This window comes from Duganella sp. 1411 (assembly GCF_017833525.1).
GTDB lineage: Bacteria > Pseudomonadota > Gammaproteobacteria > Burkholderiales > Burkholderiaceae_D > Rugamonas.
On sequence record NZ_JAFICD010000008.1, the window covers coordinates 17920 to 33962 of the forward strand.

The 16043-nt window shown below is 63.3% G+C and carries 14 protein-coding genes; 3 read left to right on the forward strand and 11 right to left on the reverse strand.

Translation table 11 applies throughout. The features are described from left to right. Positions 1-88 precede the first annotated feature (88 nt). The 8 genes from JOD97_RS28255 to rpsP form a co-directional block, all read right to left on the reverse strand. Entirely contained in the window at positions 89-2860 is a 2772-nt protein-coding gene (locus JOD97_RS28255) for a pitrilysin family protein (protein WP_209725934.1), read from the reverse strand. Positions 2861-3096: 236 nt separating this feature from the next. Continuing rightward, positions 3097-3429 (reverse strand): DUF3579 domain-containing protein, encoded by a 333-nt coding sequence (locus JOD97_RS28260; RefSeq protein WP_090315719.1) that lies wholly within the window; start codon positions 3427-3429, stop codon positions 3097-3099. Between the two features lie 236 nt (positions 3430-3665). After that, on the reverse strand, positions 3666-4634 hold the full coding sequence (locus JOD97_RS28265) for a CobD/CbiB family protein (protein WP_209725936.1): 969 nt from the start codon (positions 4632-4634) through the stop codon (positions 3666-3668). A 93-nt stretch (positions 4635-4727) separates the two neighbouring features. After that, the gene (locus JOD97_RS28270) at positions 4728-5399 is read right to left on the reverse strand and encodes a CoA pyrophosphatase (protein ID WP_209725938.1); all 672 of its coding nucleotides are present in this window, start codon (positions 5397-5399) and stop codon (positions 4728-4730) included. 161 nt (positions 5400-5560) lie between these two features. Further along, positions 5561-5947, reverse strand: a complete 387-nt coding sequence (gene rplS / locus JOD97_RS28275; RefSeq protein ID WP_209725939.1) for a 50S ribosomal protein L19 — start codon at positions 5945-5947, stop codon at positions 5561-5563. Positions 5948-6067: 120 nt separating this feature from the next. Further along, on the reverse strand, positions 6068-6814 hold the full coding sequence (gene trmD, locus JOD97_RS28280; protein ID WP_209725941.1) for a tRNA (guanosine(37)-N1)-methyltransferase TrmD: 747 nt from the start codon (positions 6812-6814) through the stop codon (positions 6068-6070). A gap of 21 nt (positions 6815-6835) precedes the next feature. Beyond that, entirely contained in the window at positions 6836-7396 is a 561-nt protein-coding gene (gene rimM / locus JOD97_RS28285) for a ribosome maturation factor RimM (protein WP_209725944.1), read from the reverse strand. Positions 7397-7410: 14 nt separating this feature from the next. Next, a complete protein-coding gene (gene rpsP / locus JOD97_RS28290; RefSeq protein ID WP_019921707.1) occupies positions 7411-7656 on the reverse strand; it encodes a 30S ribosomal protein S16 in 246 nt (81 codons plus the stop codon). Positions 7657-7873: 217 nt separating this feature from the next. On the opposite strand from rpsP, the gene JOD97_RS28295 reads away from it, so the two are divergent. Together JOD97_RS28295 and JOD97_RS28300 are read left to right on the forward strand one after the other, a co-directional pair. Next, on the forward strand, positions 7874-8314 hold the full coding sequence (locus JOD97_RS28295) for a hypothetical protein (protein ID WP_209725946.1): 441 nt from the start codon (positions 7874-7876) through the stop codon (positions 8312-8314). A gap of 35 nt (positions 8315-8349) precedes the next feature. Further along, positions 8350-8946, forward strand: coding sequence for a glycine zipper 2TM domain-containing protein (locus JOD97_RS28300; RefSeq protein WP_209725947.1), 597 nt, complete (start codon positions 8350-8352; stop codon positions 8944-8946). Positions 8947-9128: 182 nt separating this feature from the next. Here the strand turns inward: JOD97_RS28300 and JOD97_RS28305 are convergent, their stop codons facing one another. Both JOD97_RS28305 and JOD97_RS28310 read right to left on the reverse strand, forming a co-directional pair. Then, a complete protein-coding gene (locus JOD97_RS28305) occupies positions 9129-11216 on the reverse strand; it encodes a glycoside hydrolase 43 family protein (RefSeq protein WP_209725949.1) in 2088 nt (695 codons plus the stop codon). A 7-nt stretch (positions 11217-11223) separates the two neighbouring features. After that, on the reverse strand, positions 11224-14403 hold the full coding sequence (locus tag JOD97_RS28310; RefSeq protein ID WP_209725951.1) for a TonB-dependent receptor: 3180 nt from the start codon (positions 14401-14403) through the stop codon (positions 11224-11226). Between the two features lie 341 nt (positions 14404-14744). Here JOD97_RS28310 and JOD97_RS28315 point away from each other — a divergent pair, with 341 nt between their 5' ends. Beyond that, positions 14745-15728 carry a proline dehydrogenase family protein gene (locus JOD97_RS28315; protein ID WP_209725954.1) on the forward strand — a complete coding sequence of 328 codons (984 nt, stop codon included), beginning with the start codon at positions 14745-14747 and terminating at the stop codon, positions 15726-15728. A 28-nt stretch (positions 15729-15756) separates the two neighbouring features. Here JOD97_RS28315 and JOD97_RS28320 read toward each other — a convergent pair whose 3' ends face one another. Then, positions 15757-15987 (reverse strand): hypothetical protein, encoded by a 231-nt coding sequence (locus tag JOD97_RS28320; protein ID WP_209725956.1) that lies wholly within the window; start codon positions 15985-15987, stop codon positions 15757-15759. Positions 15988-16043: the final 56 nt, after the last annotated feature.

Genomic DNA, 16043 nt, shown 5'->3' on the forward strand with positions numbered 1-16043 from the left:
ACGAACCCGGCTGTTGGCCAGGCAAACGGGCGATTTTTCCGGTCTACGGTCCAGCTCGTGTAGAAATGGTGGACCTGACCCCGGAGTTTTATTTCTTCGCTTTGGCTTCGTCGCCGGCCACCACCACCGTCAGCTTGGCCGGGTCGACCGCCTTGCGGAAGGCGGCGTTGACTTGCGCCAAGGTCGCGGCGCGCAGCTTGTCCTCGTATTCCTTGCTCCAGCTGTAGGTGCGGTTCAGGTACAGGTTGCGCGTCCAGCCGGCGGCCACCACCGCGTCCTTGGAACGGTTCTGGATGCGCTGCTGCAGCAGGCCGGATTTGGCGCCCGCCAGTTCCGCCGCCGTGAAGCCCTCTTTCACCGCACGGTCCAGCTCTTCCCTGATCGCCGACTGCAGCTTGTTCAGATTCTGCGGCGCGGCGATGGCACTGACCTCGAAGCGGCCGGCGCGGTCGATTTCGCCTGCCTGCAAGCCGGTGCCGCCGCCGTACGACAGGCCGTCCTTCTGGCGGATGCGGTCCATCAGCCGCGATTTCAAACCGCCGTCGCCGAAAATGTAGTTGGCCAGGTCCAGCAGCGGATAGTCCGGATCGTTGACGTTCAAATCGAGGTTGAGGCGCGCGGCATAGAAGCCGTTTTCCTTTTCCGGCGCGTTGATCATTTTGACGATCGGCGCCTTGTCGGCGTTGACGCGGGTGATCGGTGCGTAGGACACCTTGCTGTCCCAGCCCGAGAACACGTCTTCGATGGTTTTGCTGATCACGGCCTTATCGAAATCGCCGACAACGGCGATTTCGCCATGATTGGCGCCGTAGTATTTGCGGTGGAAAGCCACCACGTCTTCCAGCTTGAGCGCTTTGACCTGCGCCAGTTGCTCGTCCACCGACACCGCCTCGCGCACGTCGCCTTTCGGGTATTGGTTGAAGTACAGGTCCATTTCCGTGCTGGCCAGCGACTGCGGTTCGTTGCGCGATGCTTCAATCCCGACCAGCCATTGCTGGCGCAGCTGCTCGAACTCCGCCGCCGGGAAGCTGGCGTCCTTCACCACGTGCGCGGCCAGCCGCAGCGCCGCGTCCAGATTCGGACCGGTGGTCTCGAAGTTGAACGGGCCGCCGGAGATTTTCAGCTTGGCGAAGGCGTCGGATAATTGCTCGCGCGTGAACTTGTCGGTGCCGCGCATCAGCATTGCGCTGGCGGCGGCGGCGACGGCGTTGGTGTTGAACAGGTTCTTCTCGTCGCCCCAGTGCAGCGACATGTTGACCGATACCGCTTCGCCGCGATTCTTCTTCGGCAGCAGCGCCACCCGCAAGCCGCCGATGGTCTTGATCTCGGTGCGGGCGTTGATGTTGTCCTGGCTCGGATCGAACACCTCCGACGTCAGCACGCTGTCCTTGCCTTTGAAGTCCTTCATCACCTCGGCCACGCTCGGCGCGGCGGGGATGTCGGCGCGTAGCGGATTGTCCTCCGGGATGAAGGTGCCGACGGTGCGGTTGTCGCGCTTCAGGTAGCGCGCGGCGGCCGCGCTGACCTGCTCCGCCGTGATCGTCGGCAGCTTGTCGCGGTCCAGGAACAGCAGGCGCCAGTCGCCCAGCGCGATCTCCTCGGACAAGGTCACGCCCACCTTTTGCGGATCGTTGAGCGACTTCTCGATGCCATTGGCGACGTTGCGGCGCACGCGCTCCATTTCCTCGGCTGTCGGCGGCGTCTTGGCGAAGCCCTCGACCGCCGCGATCAGTGCGTCGCGCACCGGCTCCAGCGGCTCGCCCGCCTTGACCACGGCGCCGATCAATTGCAGGCCGGGCGCGTACCCGGTCTGGGGGAAGCTGAAGACCTCGGCCGCCTTGCCGGTTTCCACCAGCGCCTTGTGCAGGCGGCCGGTCGGCGTGTCGCCGAGGATCTCGGACATGAAACTGAGCGCGTCGCTGTCCTCCTGCAGCGCGGAAGGGATCTTGTAGCCGAGGACCACCAGCTGCATGTCGCCCTTGCGGCGCACGACGAAACTGCGCTCGCCGTCCTGGGTCGGTTCGACCGTCCAGAACGGCGGCAGCGCGCGCTTCGGTTTCGGGATCGCGCCGAACGATTTGCCGATCCACGCCAGCGTTTGCGCCGGGTCGAATTTGCCGGCCACCAGCAGCACCGCGTTGTCAGGCTGGTAGTAGGTGCGGTAGAAGGCTTGCAGGTTGTCGATCTTGACGTTCTCGATGTCGCTGCGGTTGCCGATGGTGTCGCGCCCGTAGCTGTGCCAGTCGTAGGCGACGCTCTCCATGCGCTTGAGCAGCACGCCGAACGGGCTGTTTTCGCCGCTCTCGTACTCGTTGCGCACCACCGTCATTTCGGAGTCCAGGTCCTTGCGGGCGACGAAGGAGTTCACCATGCGGTCGGCCTCCATGTCCAGCGCCCACTTCAGGTTCTCCGGGCTGGCCTGGAACACCTCGTAGTAGTTGGTGCGGTCGAACGAGGTGGTGCCGTTGAAGTCCATGCCGCGGTTGGCGAATTCCTGCGGGATGCTGCGGTTCTTCGGCGAGCCTTTGAACAGCATGTGTTCGAGCAGGTGGGCCATGCCGGTCTCGCCGTAGTTCTCGTGGCGCGAGCCGACCAGGTAGGTGACGTTGACGGTGACGGTCGGCTTGGAGGCGTCGGGGAACAGCAGCACTTTCAAGCCGTTGGGCAGCCGGTACTCGGTGATGCCCTCCACCGACGGTCCCTTGACGACGCCGGCCGGCAGCTTGACGGCGGCGGTGGCGGGCGTCTTGGCGGTGGTGGCGGTGGCAGTCGCCGCCCAGGCGCTGCCCGTGGCGACGAAGGACAGGCCGCACAGCATCATGCTGGCGACGACGGCGTGTTTCAAACGGCTGTTGTTCATGGTGTCTCGCTAAAAACGGATGAACAGGCAGCATAGCCCCGACCCGCCGACGTGGGTAGTGGCAAAAACGAAATTTTTCTGAGGGGAGGCTTAAGGATACCGGCGGCCAGCGGCGCGGGATAGAGCACGGAGACACGTAGGGCGGATTAGGCGGAACGCCGTAATCCGCCATGCATGAGCCGTCGGCGGAGCGTGGCGGATTACGCTGCGCTAATCCGCCCTACGTGTTTTATTGCTTATTTTTCCGGCACCAGGCAGGCGTCGACCATCTGCAGGTCGTTGTCCTTGGCGAAGGAGATCACGAAGTGGTACGCCAGCGGTTCGAGGGCGCGCAACTTGCCGTTGACGACCACCGACTTGACGCCGTTGACCACCGTCGGCGTGACATACGGAGAAAACTGCAAGTGGGAGTCGCGTCCGCCGCCGTAGCCTTCCGGCTTGAAGCAGGACATCACGCCGCACAGGCGCTCGGCCCAGTCGCTGGGACGGAACTGCCTGCCATTGCTGGTGAGGCCAAGGATGAAGAACGATTCCTGCTGTTCTGCCGGTTTTTGAACTGACTCTGCCATGGGCGGGGGCTTGTGCGTAGATACTTGTTGGTAACAAGAATGCGTGGAAAGTCCCGGCGAGGTGCGCCGGGCGGATATCATTCTAGAAGAATCTTACGTATTATATCTTATAGAAGACCTAAATACGTAAGCCATTGATTTCAAATGACCTTTCCTCGCGGATAACCACTTTGGTGCAGAAAATTCATCATTCCGCACCAAGGCAATACCGCTATTGTACCCTGCTCCCGGGGGTTTTAAGGCGTCCCGCCGAGCCAGGCGGCGCCTGAACACAGCAATAGCAACATCATCCACAGCAGCAGCGCGCGCCACACCAGGCCCACCGTGCTCTGCAGCGCGCGGATGCCCGGCTCCTCGCCCGGCAGCATGTCCGGCTCCATGTCGGAGACGTCAACCGTGCCGGCGTCGACCAGCACCACCTTGGCTGCGTTCTCGGCCGGCGTGCCCAGCCGCACGCCCATGGCGCCGCCGCCGGCCGACAGGATGATGCCGATCGCCTTGTCGTTCCAGCGGTGGGCGAAGTTGCGCCAGGCGTAGATCGCGTCCTCGAAGTTGCCGACCACGGCGAAGGCGACGGCCGTCAGCCGCACCGGGATCCAGTCGATCCAGTAGAACGCGCGGGCGGCGAACTGGCCGAACGCCTCGTTGCGCATGTGCTCGGGTTCGTTCCAGGCGCGCGCCAGGTATTCGGAGACGCGGTACATGACGGCGGCGGCCGGCCCGAGCGGCATCAGGAACCAGAAGAACACGCCGAACACGCTGCGGTGGGTGGTGATGAGCGCCTTTTCCACGGCGATGCGGGAGATCTCGCTGGTATCGAGGCCGATGGTGTCCTGCTTGGTCCACTCGGCCAGCAAGGCGCGCGCGGCGGCGTCGTCGCCGGCGCTGAGCGCCAGCTGGATCGAGGTGAAATAGTGGCTGTAATGGCGGAAGCCGAGCGTCAGGTAGACCACCAGCACGTTCCAGGCGAAGGCGGCCAGGAACCAGTCGTAGTATTTGAGCACCCAGTAGATCAGCGCGGTCGGCACCATCAGGATGGCCATCATCAGGAACCAGCCGAGGCGCCCGTGGCTCGAGTGGCCGGCGTTGAACCAAGTCTCCATCCGCAACGCCAGGCTCTTGATCTCGGCGTAGATCGGGTTGTCCGCGCGCAGCGGTTTCATTTGCTCGAGCAGCAGCGCGCATAAAATGGAAAGAAATGTCATTAATGGTCCTTTTAAGTCGGCAGCGCCTTGATGCCCGCTACGATAACCCACCGTGGTAAGAGAATCAAACTTATTAAGTTCGTTATAAGTTCGTCAATCCGCCCGCAAAAAGTGGAACAGGTTGCGCAGCATGCCGGCGGTGGCGCCCCAGATGTAGTACTCGCCGTAGGGCATGGCGTAGAAGCTGCGCCGCCCGCCGGGCAGTTCGGCCGACAGGCGCTGGTGGTTCATGCCGTCCATCAGGAAGGCCAGCGGCACCTCGAAGATTTCCGCCACCTCGGACGGGTCGGGCCGCAGCTCGAACGGCGGCGCGATCAGGCCGACCACCGGCGTGACGCGGTAGCCGGTGCCGGTGTAGTAGTCCGGCATGGTGCCGATGATGTCGACGTGGACGCGGGCCAGGCCGATCTCCTCCTCGCTCTCGCGCAGCGCGGTGTCGACGGGGTCGGCGTCGTAGGCCTCGGCGCGGCCGCCGGGAAAGCTGACCTGGCCGGGATGGTCGGTCAGGTCGGCGTTGCGCTGGGTCAGCAGGATGGTCAGGCCGGTCTCGCGCAGCACCAATGGGATCAGCACGGCGGCCGGGGTGGGCGCGGTGCCGTCGGCGCGCAGCAGGTGCAGCTCGTCGGTGCTCTCCGGCGTCCAGCGCGGCTGCTCGGCGAAGCGCTCGCGCAGCCATTGCGGCACCAGGCGCTCGCGGGCGACGGCCGGCTCGCCGGCGATGGCGTCGATCGGCAGCAGTTTGGGGTCAAATAGCGGTTTAGCCAACGCTGTCTCCACATTGAGAAACCCGCACGCATCGAGCGATACGCTTGCCGCGCCGCTGAGGGGTCGTACCCGGTGGGGTACGACCCCGCCTGGCCGTGCGGGGTAAAAAAAAAGGGCACCCCGTTAGGTGGTGCCCCTTCATCCAAACACAAGCGCGGCGATTAAGCGGCGGTTGCTTTCGCCACTGGGCGACGGTTTGGCAGTTTTTCCTTGATACGTGCCGATTTACCGGAACGATCACGCAGGTAGTACAGTTTAGCGCGACGTACGTCACCGCGGCGTTTCACTTCGATCGAAGCGATCAGCGGGGAGTACAGCTGGAACGTACGCTCGACGCCTTCGCCGGACGAGATCTTACGAACGATGAAGTTCGAGTTCAGGCCGCGGTTACGACGGGAGATTACGACGCCTTCGTATGCCTGGGCGCGCTTGCGGGTGCCTTCGACGACGTTGACGTTGACGATCACGGTATCGCCAGGGGCGAATTCAGGGATCTTCTTGCCCAGACGAGCGATTTCTTCTTGCTCGAGTTGTTGAATCAGATTCATTTTAAGACTCCAAAAACCATCATGCTGGCGCGCGATGAGTGCTGTTCAAACACTCGCCCAGTAGAGGATGGGGTTAAACAGGCGGACAACATGTCCGCAAGCTTCTACAACAACAGGTTTTTATAAACCTGCCAAAAATTTCTCGTCATGCTTGGTCAGCAGGCCGCTCGCGCGCGCCTTGACCAGCAGATCGGGGCGCTTGCGCGCGGTCGCCTCCAGCATGCGCTGGCGGCGCCATTTTTCGATCTCGGCGTGGTTGCCGCCCATCAGTACCGGCGGCACGCCCACCCCTTCATACGTTTCCGGCCGCGTGTAGTGCGGCGAATCGAGCAGGCCGTTGACGAAACTGTCCTCGATCGCCGACGCGTCCGTGTTGAGCACGCCGGGAATCTGGCGGATCACGGCATCCATCAAGGCCATCGCCGGCAGCTCGCCGCCGGACAGCACGAAATCGCCGAGGCTGATTTCCTCGTCGACGCAGCGGTCCAGCAAACGCTGGTCCACCGCCTCGTAGCGGCCGCACAGGATCACCAGGCCGGGCTCCTGCTTGAGCTGCATGACGCGCTCGTGCGTCAACTGCTTGCCCTGCGGCGACATGAACAGCACGCGGGGCGCGGGCAGACCGGCATCGGTCTGGCGCTGCTTCGCCGCGTTGAGCGTCGCCTCCAGGGGCTTGGCCAGCATCACCATGCCGGGGCCGCCGCCATAGGGGCGGTCATCCACGGTGCGGTGATTGTCGGTCGTGAAGTCACGCGGATTCCACAGCGACAAGCCACATTTATTCTGTTCGAACGCGCGCCGGGTGACCCCCGACTGCGTCAGTGCGGCGAACATTTCGGGGAACAGGGTCACGACATCGAATTGCATGGCGGGCCGCCCTTATGTTCTTTAGTAATCAAGGCCCCAGTCGACGGTGATCTTTTTCGCCGCCTTGTCCACCTTGATGATGAACGCGTCGACAAACGGGATCAGGCGCTCTTGCGCCGCAACCTCGGGATCCGCTCCTTCAGTGGCCGCCGTCGTGATGCGCAAGATCGACTGCGGACCGTTGCTCATCATGTCAGTCACCGTACCGAGGTGCTCACCTTGCAAATTCTCTACATCCAGACCAATCAACTCGGTCCAGTAAAACTCGTCATCGGACAAGGCCGGGAAACGACTGCGCGGAACCGACACAGCTGCGCCCTTGAGCGCTTCCGCGACGTCCCGATCGGTCACTCCCACCAGCTGCGCGACCACGTCGCCGCCATGCAGTTTGCACTGCTTGACATCGACATCGTGCAAGCTTGGCTTGTCGATCCACCAGGTTTTCACCGCGAGGAGCGCATCCGCATCTTCCGAGAAAGGACGTATCCTCACCCAGCCAGCGACGCCGTAGGCACCGAAGACAAAGCCCACTTGTGCCAGATCGTCGGGGACTTGCACCCCGGATGCATTCTTATCGGTCAAACCAGCGGCCAGACTTAAGCTGCTTTGTTCGACGCTACCAGGCGAGCGACGGTAGGCGACAGTTGTGCGCCAACCGATTGCCAGTGAGCCAGACGGTCAGCGGTGATGCGCAGTGGCACTTCGCCACCCTGCGCCATCGGGTTGTAGAAACCGATGCGTTCGATGAAACGGCCATCGCGACGATTGCGCGAGTCGGTTGCAACGATGTTGAAGAACGGACGCTTCTTGGCGCCTCCACGAGCTAAACGAATAACGACCATAATATTTCCAAAAAGTGTGCTAGGACGGAAAAAGCCGCAAATTATAGCGCGCTTAGCCGCGAAGCAGCAAGCGTTAATGAAATAATCGGGCGAATTGGGGTAATCGAAGATTATCCCCCGTTCCGGCGCACGGGGCAATAGCCACTGCGATAAAAAGGTGGGCCGGGCCGGTATTATGACCGATACTGCATGCTTTCCGGCTATTTAATCGATAACCATGACGAATCCGCACCACACCTCGCCTGCCGCCCGCCACAAAAACAAGACCTTCGCCGCCCTGCTTGCCTTCCTGTTCGGCGGGCTCGGCCTGCAACGCTTGTATCTGCGCGGGGCGCGCGATCCCTGGCTGTGGGCGCACCTGGCCTGCCTGCCGGCGGCCTGGCTGGTCGCCACGCTGGCGCCGCAGGCGGACGGCTTCTTCAAGCTGCTGCCGATCATGGTGTCCGGGCTGGTCGGCTTCCTCGAGGCGCTGGTGCTGGGATTGATGCCGGACGATAAGTGGGACGCCCGTTTCAATCCGGCGTCGGGGCGGCAATCGGACACGCACTGGCCGCTGGCCATCGTGCTGGTGGCCACCATGATGCTCGGGGCCGGCAGCCTGATCGCCACGATCTCCCGGTTATTTGACTTACTGTACACTGGTGGCGCATATGGCTAACAAGTAATATTTAAGCAACAACGAGGAGACCTACCATGAACAAACGTTCGATCCTGCTGGCGATCACGCTGGCCGCCCTGACATCGGCGGCGCAAGCGCAGACGCCAAAGCAGCACTACAACGCCGAAACCAAGCGCATCGCCACCCGTTACGCGGAAGACAAGAAGCTGTGCGCCGAGGAAAGCGAATCGAGCGCCCGCATGCAGTGTCTGCGCGACGCCAAGTCCGAATTCAACAAATCCAACGCGCAAGCGAAGGCCAACTATAAGAGTAGCGGCAGCGCCAAGGCGGAAGCCAACTGCGCCGACTGCGGCCGGGTGACCTCGGTTGTCGAGGGCGAAAAGAAAGGTGAAGGCGGCGCGGTCGGCATGATCGCCGGCGGTGTCGCGGGCGCCCTGCTCGGCAACCAGGTCGGCAGCGGCGGCGGGCGCAAGCTGGCCACCGTGGCCGGCGCCGCCGGCGGCGCCTACGCCGGCAAAAAGGTCGAGGAACATGCGCGCTCCACCAAGCAATGGACTGTCAACGTCGAATTCGAGGACGGCAAGCACAACAGCTACACCTTCGACCAGGACCCCGGCATGAGCAAGGGCGATCCGGTGAAACGCTCGGACGGCGGCATCGTCCGCCGCTAAGACCTCCACAGCGGGCTAAGTGCCTAATGCCGCTCAGTTAAGGCGATTTTCGTAGGGCGGATTAGGCGGAACGCCGTAATCCGCCATGAGCCGTCGACGGCGCTTGGCGGATTACGCTGCGCTAATCCGCCCTACGTGGTTCCGATGTCCGCCTAACTTAGCGGCACTGCCCCCCGAGGGGGTTAGTTTTTCTCGGCGTGCGACCAGACGAATCGCACGCCATCGCTGCCGTCCGGTAGCGGTCCGGGGCTGTCAGCTATTACCACTCCGGTGCGCGGATCGATGCGCAGGAAGCGGTTGTTGGCGATCGACATCAGCACCAGTTCCCCCGTCGGCGTTTCTATCCACTGGAAGCTGTGCGCGGCACCGGGTTTTCCCGGCCGCAGGCTGACGCCACCCTCCTTATCCACCGCCAGATACGACGCCCCGGATGCCAGCGCGACCCGGCCCAGTCCCATATCCTTTACCTTGAACGTTGTCGGAACGGCAGCGGCCGGCTTTCCGCCTGTGACGGCCAAGCCGGTCTCGGCCTTGTAAGAGGTCAGCCGGATAGCTTTGCCGAACGGAATGGCGCGCGTCAGCCCGCGCGGCATCGGCTCGGCGATATCGACGCTGTCGAAGTCGGCGTAGCCGCCCTCCACGCCGTCGCGGTTGTAGTTGAACAGCGCGTAGCGCACGCCCTGGAACGTGGTGAGCTGGAACACCATCGTCCATTCGCCGCCGATGGCGACAAAATGCTTGCCATCGACTGAATAACTAAAGCGCGCCTGCTCGCGCAGGAAATCACAGTCGGCGCGCAGCCAGACGCGGCGGGCATCCAGCGGCACCCGCGTGGTCTGGCCGCTGGCCTGGTCGAACAGCGCGACGCTCAAGCCCCCGGCGGTCTTTTCCACGCCGAGCGTGGCGTAAGGCAGATTGAGCAGGCCAAGGCCGGCGCTGTCGCCCTCCTTCAGACCCGCCACGTCCAGCGCGACGGTCGGCGACGACACCGGCCCGATCGCGCGCTGGGTCAGGCTGTTGCGCGCATCCCAGAACGATGTCGCGGGCAAGGCGTGCAGACGCAAAAAGCCGGGACGCTGCGCCAGCGACCATTTGTTATCGACCGGCACGTGGTTCCATTGCCAGATCGGCTTCAGCGCGGCGCCGGAAAAGTCGTCGTTGCGCTCGTACGGCATGCGGATCGGCTGCGCGGCGACGGTCTTCGGTTTGATCCACGTGCGCGGCGTGCGGCCCAAATTGCCCGGCAGGCCAAAATACGGCCAGCCATCGCTCCAGGTCACCGGCGACAGGCCCAGCAACCGCCCGACCGAGTTGTAGTCCATCATCGAAAAGCCCCACCACTCGCCCGCCGGGGTCAACACGATGCCGCCCTGGTGCAGCGACGTTCCATCCTTCGACGCGGGATTGGGTGGCTCGATGACAAACGGCGGCTTGTTCTCCTTCAACCGATGGCCGCGCACCATGCCGAAGCCCTCGTCCTTGCTGATCGCCTGGTTGACCTCGTACGGACCGTAGACGTGGTCGGCGCGCGCGGCCGGCATGCGGAATCCGCCCGCATAGTTGGCGCTGAGGATGAAATACTTGCCGTCGATCTTATAAAAATGCGCGCCCTCCCCCATGCCCTGATCCTTGTCGAACAAGGTTTTTTCGGTGCCGGGCACGATGTCGGTCAGATCGTCGTTGAGCTGGGCCACCTGCATGGTCTGGTGTCCCCAGACCGCGTATGCCTTGCCGTCGTCGTCGAACAGCACCGACAGGTCATGCAGGCCGCGCCGCATTTCGTGATGTTTCCACGGCCCGCGCGGGTCGGTCGCGGAATAGACCTGGGTGGCCCGGCGATTGATATTGGTGAAGATATAAAAAGTGCCGTTATGGAAGCGCAGGCTGGGCGCCCATATCCCCTGGCCATAAATCCCCTTGCCGTCCTCGAGCCGGAACGCCGGACCGAAATCGAGCTTGGGCGCGGCGTAGCTGAGAAACTCCCAATTGACCAGGTCCTTCGACCTGAGCACCGGCAGCCCCGGCATCGCGTGCATGGTCGTGCCGGTCAGATAAAACCAGTCGCCGACGCGGATCAGATCCGGATCGGAAAACTCGTCGTAGAACAATGGATTGGTGAAGGTGCCATTGCCGTTGTCGGCGGTCCAGGTTCGGGCCGGCGCCTGCCGGCCGGCCATCGCCGGCGGCAAGGCCACAGCCGCCAACAAGATCGCGCAGACGGCGGCGCGGCCCAGCCGCGCCGCAAGGTGGAGGTGTGTAAGTTTGGTCATCATCATGTCAGAAGGTGGTCCGCAACGACAGAGTATAGGCCGCGCCGGGCTTGTACTCGTCGGCGACCGCGTTGCTGAACTGCGTGTAGGTGCGGCTGATCGCCTTGTTCGCATTCCACACGCTCAACGTCAAGTCGGTGTTGTAGCGGAAGTTGAACAACTGCTTCAGATTGGCGCCCAGCGACAGGTCGACCTGCGAGCGCTCCGTCGTGTACGCATACGCGCCGCCGGGAACGTTCAGGCCGGTACCGGTGTTGACCACGTGGGACGCCGTGTACTGGCGCGCAACGCGCACGTTCAGCCCGTTGCGCTCGTAGTACAAGGTCAGGTTGTTGGTGCGTGGCGGCACGCCGGCCACCGGCGGCGCGTTCTTGGCCTCGTCCTTCTGCTTGGCGTAGGTGAAGTTCGCCGCGAGACCGAAGCCTTTGACCGGCAACATATCCAGCGGTTGCTGCCAGGTGAATTCCAGTCCGCGCACCTTGAGCTTGGTGTCGATGTTGTAGGGTTCGGAAATCTCGATCAGATGCTTGTCGCGCCCGCCGCTGGCGTTGACCGCCTGCTGTTGCGCGTCGGTCAGGCCGATGGTGCCGAAGCGCGCATCGAGTTGCGCCAGCGTATACGTGGTGACGCGCTGCCCCGGCCGGCTGATGATGTCCTTGGCAAAGCCGCTGACCGACACGTAAGCCTCGCGCGTGATGTAGTACTCCAGTCCAACATCGAGGTTGTTGGCCTCGAACGGCTTGAGGTTGGGATTGGTGAGGCTGCCCTGGCGCAGGCCCTGGTCGCCGACCGTCAGCTGGGTCTGGCGCAGGTCGGCGGGGTTGGCGCGTGTCAGCGATTTCGAGCCCGACAGGCGCGCGATGACCGACGGCGTGAGGTTGTAGGCCATGGTCGCCGACGGCAGCGTATTGCTGTAGGTGGTCGATTCGTACTCCCATACGCTGAGATTCTCATACAGGCCACCGTTGCGCAGGTTCGCGTTGCGCGGATCGGCGCCGACCTTGAGCGCGCCGATGGTCTGCCTGGTGCGCGCATAACGCACGCCGGCGTTGTAGCGCAGCGTGCGGCCGAAGACCTGGTTGCGGCCGTTGACTTCGGCGTACAAGGCGCTCACCGCCTCGCGGATGTAGCCGCCGCTGCCGGTGCCGAAACCCTTGTAGATATTGTCGCGGAAATATTGATAGTCGGTGTCCTGCGCGAACTTGGGCCAGTCGACGGTGATGAAGCCGTTGCCGGACGGCTGGGCGTAATTGACGACGGCGGAGTTCGGCACCACCGATCCCAGATAGGTCAGCGGCGCCGTCATGCCGCTGGTCGAGCCGGTGCCGTAGCCGGGATAGGCGGTGGCCGCGTCCGCGATGGGGCCGGGCGTGCTGCGGCCGTCGCACCCCTCCGGCGAGCGCAGCTGCGTATTGGGCGCGACATAGCGCACGCTGACGTTATTACCGCAGGCCACGTTCATCCAGGCGTCGGCCACCGAGAAGCTGCGATAGCGGCGCTTGATGTCGTCGTAGGCGCCGCCGACCTTGATGCTGAAGTCGTTGTCGCCCCAGTTCAGGTTCAGGCGCGTGCCGCGCGTGGTGTTGGTGCGCTCATACAGGTCCATGCGCAGGCCCGACAAGCCCTGCCCGCCCTGGTACCAGCCGAAGTTGGCCGGATCGTTGATATCCAGATTGGCCGTGTAGGTGGGCGGCAGGCCGGGGTGGGTGTTGTCGTAGTTGATCACCGAGTTGGGCGAGCGCGTGGCGAACAGCACCGTGGGCATGTCGCGGTAGAAGGTGCTGTTGGTGGCGTTGAAATGGGCGTCGACGGTCAGCTTGTCGGTGGCGCGAAACTCGAAGCCAGGATTGATGCTGTGGAACTTGGTCTTCTCCTCCATCGGCCGGTATTCGAGCGACCAGAAGGTGTTGGCGAAGATCGCCTTGTTGAGCACGCAACCGATGGCGCAATCGCTGCGGTCGAACTCCATGCCGATCGGAATCACCGTGTTGGCGCGGGTGCCGGCGTTCATTGCCTGGTAGGTCATCTGGTTGCGCTTCTGCGCCGCGACCAGATCCAGATAGAGGTCCCAGCGGTCGTTCGGCTGCCATTGCATGCTCAGCACTTCGCCGATGCGCTTGCGTTCGCCCTCGTACACCAGATGCCGGCCCAGGCGCGCCATCAGCGCGTTGTCGATCTGCTGGATGGTGGCGCCGGGATTGAGCGCGAGCAGCATCGCGCGGTCGATCTGCTTGCCCGGCACCAGGATGGAACGGGCGTACTCGGGCAAGTCCTTCAGCGCCAGCCCGGACGGCACGGTGTCCGGCGTCGACTGCGAGCCGCCGCCGGTGCTGTTGGGATTGTCGGCGGCGTTGGCCTGGAACGATTTCAGCTGGAAGTTGCGCATGTCGACGGACTGGAAGCCGTCGGTCTTGTATTTGGTGTCGCCGAAGGCCACGCCGCCGAGCAGGCCGAACTTGCCCCAGGCGTTGCTGGTCCAGGTGTTGCTGACCAGGCCGGAACCGGTGGCGCCCATCTTGCCGTTCTGCTCGCGATAATTGCCGCTCAGGGTGAAGGCCGAGCGGAAGCCGCTCTTGTCGAACGGGCGCACGCTGCGCATGTTGACGGTGCCGGCGATGCCGCCTTCGATCAGGCTGGCTTGCTGGCTCTTGTAGACGCTGGCGCTGCGGAACAGCTCGGACGGCAGGAAGTCCATGTCGACTTCGCGGTTGGCGCTGATCGAGCCGCCCCAGCTGCCGGCCGACGCCGACGCCATCGGCGCGCCGTTGAGCAACACGCGGGTGAAGGCCGCCCCCATGCCGCGGATGGAAATGTTCAGGCCCTCGCCGTCGATCTCGGCGCGGCGGACGGTGACGCCGGGCACCCTGGCCAGCGCGTCGGCGATGTTGGGGTCGGGGAATTTGCCGATGTCCTCGGAGAACACGGTGTCGCTCAGGCCGACGTTCTCGCGCTTTTCGTTCGCCGACAGCGCCAGCGAACTGCGGTAGCCGCTGACGACGACGACCGGCTTGGCCGGTTGCTGCTCGGCTTTTTCGTCGTCCGGTGCCGGCGACGCGGCCGGCGTCGTCGCCGGTGCCGGGGTGGTCTGCGCGTGCGCGCTCGAAATGAGGCCTGCGACAACGGTGGCGGCAATGCATCCGCCCAAGCCTGGTCCGCGCCGTGGCGCGCCGATCAACTTACGGTCCATACTGTCTCCTCTACTCGGCATTTTTTGCCTGTGGTTTTCGCGCCTTCGGGCGCATCATTTTTTGTTTTTCTCTACCAATTTTTATTACTTTTAGTCTCCATTCACCTCCTAACATGGAAATGTCATGCGCAATCATTTTGCGATGCTCGGCCTTTATTTCACCTTCGTCAATCGTTTAATTTGGCTATAGTTGTCAAAAAAATACAGTAATCAGGGGGTTTTTTAGCGTATATTCGCGCGAACTAGATTGCGCAATCATCCGGCCTGCCCGCCCTCGTTTGGACGGGTCGTCGCGGCTGTGACACAATCGCTGGTTGATTCGATCACCTCAAGGAGACGCAGTGTCCGCACCAACCTTCCCCGCCCAGTGGCAAGCCCTGGTCGACCAAGCCGCGACGGCGCTGCGCGCGCTCGCGCTCGATGTATCGGCCAAGGAAAAATTCTGCAGCGACCCGCTGCTGCGCGCCTACATGCACAAGGTGTCGCAGCGCTATGTGGCCGGCCAGACGGTCGCCGAGGCGCTGGCGCGGGTGGAGGCCATCATCGGCCAGGGCCACGCGGCCTCGGTCGAATACATGGGCGAGAGCGTGCGCGACGAAGCCTTCGCGATGGCAGAGACGGACGTGTTCATGGAGTTGACGCGGGCGGTTGGCCAGCGCAACCTGAACTGTTCGATCTCACTGGACCTGTCGCACGTGGGATCGATGGTCGATCTGGAGCTGGGCTACCGCAACCTGCGCCGCGTGGCGCTGGCGGCGGCCGAGATCAACCGCGAAGTGATGATCTCGATGGAAGGCGCGGACCGCGCCGACGACATCTACGCCGTCTACGCGCGGCTGCACAAGGAGGACGGCCTGCACAACGTCGGCATCACGGTGCCGGCCAAGCGCCACCGCACGGCGCGCGACTTGCCGGAGTTGATGAAGATCCCGGGCCGCATCCGCCTGGTCAAAGGCGCGTTCCTGGAATCGGCGGAGATTTCCCACGACCGCAACAGCCCCGAGCTGGCCGCCGCGTACCGGCGTTACGCGGGCGAGTTGCTGCTGAGCGGCCACAAGTGCTCGATCGCCACGCACGACCGCTCGATCCAGGCCGACCTGAGCGACTTGATACTGAAGGAGCGGATCGATCCGCGCTGGTATGAATTCGAATCACTGATTGGACTGGGGGCGGAAAACATCGCCGGGCTCAAGGCGCGCGGCTTCCCTACCCGCGAGTATGTGGTCTTTGGCGAGGAGCATTTCCTGTACGTGCTCAACCGCATCGCCGAGGAACCGGTGCGGGTGTATCAAGCGATTGTGGATGTGCTGGGCGCGCCGGCCTGATCAGGGGGAGCGGCCAGTTGAGGATCTATCAGTGCAGGCGCGGCTCGACCAGCGTCGAAATAGCGGCCTCGGCGGCACGCACAGAACGAGCGGAAGGTCGCGCGCCGGCGGCAACGGCCCAGGCCAGCACCCAGTGGCCGGCGATGATTTCCTCGGCGGCCGTTTTTGCTTGAAGCATGCGGCGGGCAGCCTCGTTCATGCGTTTCACGGCATAAGCTTTTCGGCCGTTTTTGATCGGGCCAATAACGATGGATTTCATGGCGAACCTCACTGTGAACATCCTCGTTTTACGCGGCGCGCACGTAAATGGATTCA